A 5,202-nucleotide genomic window follows, 5' to 3' on the forward strand; every position below is an offset into this window, starting at 1 on the left:
CGCGTCCTTCTCCTCGAAGGCGACGCCCTTGCGGGTCAGGAGGTCCTTGGCGCGCGCGCAGTAGCCGCAGAACTGTCGGGTATAGATGGTGACGGGGGGCATGGCGTCCTCGAAACTTCAGGCGACGCGCTGATATGCGGTCATCCGCCGCCCGCCGCAACCCTGGCGAAGACGAGGACGCTGACCTCGGCGGCGCCGGCGCGCTTCAGCGCGAGCGTCGCCGCAGAGACCGTCGCGCCGGTCGTGTAGACGTCGTCGACGAGAAGGATGCGCCGGCCGCGCACCGTGCCGGCCTCGGAGGCGGGCACCTCGAAGGCGCCGCGCACGTTCTCGCGCCGCTCGTCCGGCCCGAGGCCGACCTGACTTCGCGTCGCGCGCCGCCGCCGGAGGCTCATGGGTGCATAGGCGAGACGCTCGGCGCGGGCGATCGCGCGGGCGAGCTCGGCGGACTGGTTGAAGTGCCGGCGCATCAGACGCCGCGCATGGAGCGGCACCGGCACCACGAGGTCGCTGGCGGTGATCGCCTCCTCACCCGCCCGGCGCATCCAGGCCGCCATCAGCGGAACGAGATCGGCCCGGTCGGCGTATTTCAGGGACGCGACCATGCGCGCGGCGAGCGTCTCGTAGACGAGGGCGGCCCGCAGGCGCGCGAACACCGGCGGGTCGGCGATCGCTTCCGCCGACAGGAAGCCGCGTCCGAGATCGTAGGAGAAGGGAAGGCCCAGCACCTCGCAATAGGGACGCTCTATGAAGCGCAGCGACTGCCAGCACTGCGAACAGACGGCTGGCGCCCGTGCGAGCGCGGCGCCGCAACCGGCGCAGACCGGCGGATAGATGAGCCGACCGATCGGCCCTGCGACACGGGACAGACCGCGCCAGACGAGATCCATGCCCATCGCCCCCACCCCGTCGTCTCCTCCGGCGCTTCCCATGCGCCGCCGCCGACGATACTCCCCGGCGAGCCGGCCACAAGCCCCTTGCCCCGCTTCGAGACCTGGAGCCCGACAATGACCGCGAACGCCCCCTTCGACCGTGCGCTGATCGACCGGCGCCGCGTGCGCGCGGCGGCGCGCGCGGCACCGGGCGCCTCGTTCCTCCTCGACGCGGTGGCGGACGAGCTCGCCGAGCGCCTCTCGCTCGTCCAGCGCCAGTTCGCGGTGGGCGTGGAACTCGCCGGACACACGGGGGCGCTGGCCGCGCGGCTTGGGCAGGGTGGCCAGGTCGAGCGCCTGCTGCGCCTCGAGCGCGACAAGCGCTTCCTCGGCCCTGGCGAAGGGGTTGTCGCCGACGAGGAGGCGCTGCCCCTGCGCGACGAGAGCGTCGATCTCGTCCTGTCGCCGCTCTCGCTTCACCTGACCAACGACACGCCGGGCGTTCTGGTGCAGATCCGGCGGGCGCTTCGCCCGGACGGGCTGTTCCTCGCGGCGCTCCTGGGCGGCGAGACGCTGAACGAGCTGCGCGCCTCGCTTCTGGCGGCGGAAGCCGAGATTTCAGGGGGCGCCAGCCCGCGCGTCGCGCCGTTCGCGGACCTTCGCGAGGCGGGCGGCCTTCTTCAGCGCGCCGGCTTCGCGCTTCCGGTCATCGACCAGGACCGGCTGACGGTGCGCTACGCCTCAATGTTCGAGCTGATGCGGGACCTGCGCGACATGGGCATGAGCAACATGCTGCATGCGCGGGCGCGCCGCCCGGTGGGGCGGCAGCTGTTCTTCCGGGCGGCCGAGATCTATGCCGAGCGCTTCGCGGACGCGGACGGCCGGCTGCGCGCAACCTTCGACGTCGTCTACCTCTCGGGCTGGAAGCCGCACGAGAGCCAGCAGAAGCCGCTGAAGCCCGGCAGCGCGACGCACAGCCTGGCGGAGGCGCTGCGGCCGAAAGGCTGAGGCCGCCGTCAGGCGCCCCGGTCGAGGACTTCGGAAACCTTGACCATCAGGTTGTTGAACATGGCGCTGACGCCGTCCCGGGTATCGCCGAGACCGACGAGGAGCGCGATCCCGACGAGCGCGACGATCAGGCCGTATTCGATGGCGGTGGCGCCCGAACGGTCGGCGAGGAAACGGTGGGGCGAGGCGGCGCGCATCAGCATGCGCCCCCCGGGCGCCCATCGCCGACCCGCAGGCAGCCGCCGACCGGCCCGGCACCGACCGCGAAGGTGAAGCGCGAGGCCGAGACGGAGCCGGTGGTCATGGTGTCGATGCCCTCCGAGCCGTTGGCCGCGACCAGCCGGTCGCTGCCGCGCGGCGCGATCCCGAAGGCGATGGCGCCGGCGAGCGGCGCGACGAGGATGGCGGCCCGCACGAGGGCACCGGCAACCCCGGCGCGGCGTGGCGAGCGGTTTGGCTTCTTGCGCATGCGATCCGGCTCCGGTCCCGTCCGGCGCGCCGAGCGCCAGACCGGTGGGATCATCGCCAGGCACCGTGAAGACCGGTTTAAGCGGCATGCTTAACGCGGGGGCCTCCCCCACGTTTTTTCGCGTCAGGCGAGGAGGTCGGTGAGGAACGGGATCAGCGGCAGGTCGGCCGGCGGCATCGGATGGTCCCGCAGGGCGGCGGGGCGCACCCATTTCAGCGCCTGTCCCTCCATCGACCGGGGAATGCCCTCGTAGCGCCGGCAGACGTAAAGCGGCATCAGGAGATGGAAGTCGTCGTAGGTATGGCTGGCGAAGGTGAGCGGGGCGAGGCAATCCGCCTTGGTCTCGACGCCGATCTCCTCGCGAAGCTCGCGGATCAGCGTTTCCTCCGGGGTCTCGCCGGCCTCCACCTTGCCGCCGGGAAACTCCCATAGGCCGGCGAGCGACTTGCCGGGCGGCCGCTGGGCGAGAAGGATGCGGTTGTCGGCATCGAGCAGCGCGCAGGCCGCGACGAGGAGGAGACGAGGCGTCGGCATGGGCGGGGCTCCCGTCAGACGATGATGCCCGGCGGGGCGCGATAGACGTAGCGATAGGCTTCCGTGAAGCCGAGGCGCGCGTAGAGGGCGCGGCCGGCGGCGTTTTCGGCCTCGACCTGCAGCCACCCGGTGCGTGCGCCCTTGTGGGCGGTGTGGCGCAGCGCGGTCGCGACGAGGTCGATGCCGATGCCTTGGCGGCGATAGCCGCTGTCCACCGCGACGTCGAGGATGCCGGCAAGGTCGTTGTCGGAGATCGCGAGCGCCACGGCGATCGGCCGGCCCTCGTCGTTCTCGCGCACGAAATAGGCGGCGGGCGGGCGGATCGAGGCCAGCACCGCCTCCAGCCCCTCGCGCAGCGCCGGCGGCCGGCGATGGACGACGAGCGAGGCTTCGAGGTAGCGCCGCGCATCCTGCAGCGGGATCCGGTCGATCGCCTCGGCGAGGTCGAGACTGGCGAGATCGGCGGTGTAGACGATCGATTCGCCGAAGCTCGACCAGCCGGCCTCGTCGAGATGGCGGATGAGGCGCGGCGGGGCGAGCGGCGACTGGCGGAACACCAGCGGCCGGCCGACCGCGGCAAAGCGCGCCTCGGCCCGCTCGATGCGCGCCTCGATTTCGGCGTCGTCCGCGGGGTCGAGCGGGTTCACCGAGTTCAGCCGCTTGGCCGGAAAGCTCGTCGTCAGCCGCACCGCCCAGGTGCCGTCGTAGAAGGTCGAGCTGGCCGGCCAGGCGCGGAAGCCCGCCGCCTCCAGCCGGCGCACCACCGTCAGCCGCGGCACGCGATCAGCTCCGGTAGTCGCCATTGATCGCGACGTATTCCTTGGTGAGGTCGCAGGTGTAGACCGTCCAGCGCCCGCTCCCGAGGCCGAGCTGGACGCCGATCCGGATCTCGTCCCGCTTCATCGCGGCCGAGGCCTCCGCCTCCGAGTAGGCCGGGTCACGCTCGCCGTCGACCGCCACGCGCACGTCGCCGAACGAGATCGCGAGGCGATCGCGCTCGGCCGGCTCGCCCGCCTTGCCGACCGCCATCACGACGCGGCCCCAGTTGGCGTCCTCGCCGGCGACCGCCGTCTTCACCAGCGGCGAATTGGCGATCGAGAGCGCGATGCGCTTGGCGGAGCGGTCGTCGACCGCCCCCTCCACCGTCACGATGATCTCCTTGCGGGCGCCCTCGCCGTCGCGCGCGACCTGCCGCGCGAGATCGAGAAGGACGGCAACCAGCGCCTCGCGGAAGGGGCCGAGCCGCGTGTCGCCGGCGTCCGAGACCTCCGCGTTGCCGGCGGCGCCCGTCGCGAAGAGGAGCAGCGTATCCGAGGTCGAGGTGTCGCTGTCGACCGTCACCGAGTTGAAGGTCGGGCCGACGGCTTCGGCCAGCAGCGCCTGGAGGACACCCGGCGCGATCGCCGCGTCGGTGGCGAGGAACGACAGCATCGTCGCCATGTCGGGCGCGATCATCCCGGCGCCCTTGGCGATGCCGTTGAGGCGCACCGTCGCGTCGCCGAGCGCGACCTCGCGCGTGGCGACCTTGGCATAGGTGTCGGTGGTCATGATCGCGTCGGCGGCCTCGCGCCAGCGCGCGCCCTCCCCTTGCGAGAAGAGGCCGGCAAGAAGCGGGGTGATCTTGGCGGCGTCGAGCGGCTCGCCGATCACGCCGGTCGAGGCGAGGAACACTTCCGAGGGCGAGCAGCCGACCGCCTCGGCGGCGGCCCGGGCGGTGGCGTCCGTGGTGGCGGTGCCCTTGCGGCCGGTGAAGGCGTTGGCGTTGCCGGAATTGACGACGAGAGCGCGGGCCCGCCCGCCCTTCAGGCTCGCGCGGCAATGGTCCACCGGGGCCGAGGGGCAGCGCGAGGTGGTAAGCACGCCCGCCACCGCGGTGCCTTCGGCGAAGGTCATCGTGAGGACGTCGGTGCGGCCCTTGTACTTGATGCCGGCGGCACCCGTCGCGATCGACACGCCGGCGACGGCGGGCATGTCCGGCACGGAGCGGGGGGCGAGCGGGGAAACGGGATGGGACATGGCGCAACCCTTCGGCCGGGGAAACTGGAGCGGTTAGCCTCCCTGTGCCCCAAGCCGCGGGTGAGCGGCAAGCGACATTTGCGCGACGCGGCCGGACGGGTGCACGAAATAGGGGCGCCGGATCGGCTCCGGCGCCCCGTCTCGACGGTTCGATGTTCGCGCGGCCGGTTACTGCGCCGGGGCCGGCGCGGCGTCGGTCTCGGCTTCGTCGGCCGCGGCCTCCGGGTCCTCGGCGGCGCCCGACATGGCCTTTTCCATCGTGTCCATCTGCGACTTCAGGGCCGGGTCCTCGTAGGTCACGGC

At 72.3% G+C, this 5,202-nt stretch carries 8 protein-coding genes; 1 reads left to right on the forward strand and 7 read right to left on the reverse strand.

What is annotated here, in order from left to right; genetic code table 11:
• Both QZ753_RS00965 and QZ753_RS00970 read right to left on the reverse strand, forming a co-directional pair.
• Window positions 1–102: glutaredoxin domain-containing protein (locus tag QZ753_RS00965; protein WP_294640397.1), on the reverse strand; the 102-nt coding region annotated here is incomplete at its 3' end.
• A 38-nt stretch (window positions 103–140) separates the two neighbouring features.
• Complete coding sequence (locus QZ753_RS00970) at window positions 141–890, reverse strand: ComF family protein (RefSeq protein WP_294640398.1); 750 nt, start codon at window positions 888–890, stop codon at window positions 141–143.
• 117 nt (window positions 891–1,007) lie between these two features.
• On the opposite strand from QZ753_RS00970, the gene QZ753_RS00975 reads away from it, so the two are divergent.
• The gene (locus QZ753_RS00975) at window positions 1,008–1,880 is read left to right on the forward strand and encodes a methyltransferase domain-containing protein (RefSeq protein ID WP_294640385.1); all 873 of its coding nucleotides are present in this window, start codon (window positions 1,008–1,010) and stop codon (window positions 1,878–1,880) included.
• 8 nt (window positions 1,881–1,888) lie between these two features.
• Here QZ753_RS00975 and QZ753_RS00980 read toward each other — a convergent pair whose 3' ends face one another.
• The 5 genes from QZ753_RS00980 to argJ form a co-directional block, all read right to left on the reverse strand.
• Entirely contained in the window at window positions 1,889–2,083 is a 195-nt protein-coding gene (locus tag QZ753_RS00980) for a Flp family type IVb pilin (RefSeq protein WP_294640387.1), read from the reverse strand.
• Window positions 2,077–2,349: a hypothetical protein gene (locus QZ753_RS00985; protein WP_294640389.1), complete on the reverse strand. Its 273-nt coding sequence runs from the start codon at window positions 2,347–2,349 to the stop codon at window positions 2,077–2,079. The genes QZ753_RS00980 and QZ753_RS00985 overlap by 7 nt, the downstream gene beginning before the upstream one ends.
• Before the next feature lie 123 nt (window positions 2,350–2,472).
• On the reverse strand, window positions 2,473–2,883 hold the full coding sequence (locus QZ753_RS00990) for a (deoxy)nucleoside triphosphate pyrophosphohydrolase (protein ID WP_294640391.1): 411 nt from the start codon (window positions 2,881–2,883) through the stop codon (window positions 2,473–2,475).
• 14 nt (window positions 2,884–2,897) lie between these two features.
• The gene (locus QZ753_RS00995) at window positions 2,898–3,662 is read right to left on the reverse strand and encodes a GNAT family N-acetyltransferase (protein ID WP_367171477.1); all 765 of its coding nucleotides are present in this window, start codon (window positions 3,660–3,662) and stop codon (window positions 2,898–2,900) included.
• A 4-nt stretch (window positions 3,663–3,666) separates the two neighbouring features.
• A complete protein-coding gene (gene argJ, locus QZ753_RS01000) occupies window positions 3,667–4,899 on the reverse strand; it encodes a bifunctional glutamate N-acetyltransferase/amino-acid acetyltransferase ArgJ (protein ID WP_294640395.1) in 1,233 nt (410 codons plus the stop codon).
• Window positions 4,900–5,202 lie beyond the last annotated feature (303 nt).

It is taken from the genome of uncultured Aureimonas sp. (assembly GCF_913775355.1).
Classification (GTDB): Bacteria; Pseudomonadota; Alphaproteobacteria; order Rhizobiales; family Rhizobiaceae; genus Aureimonas.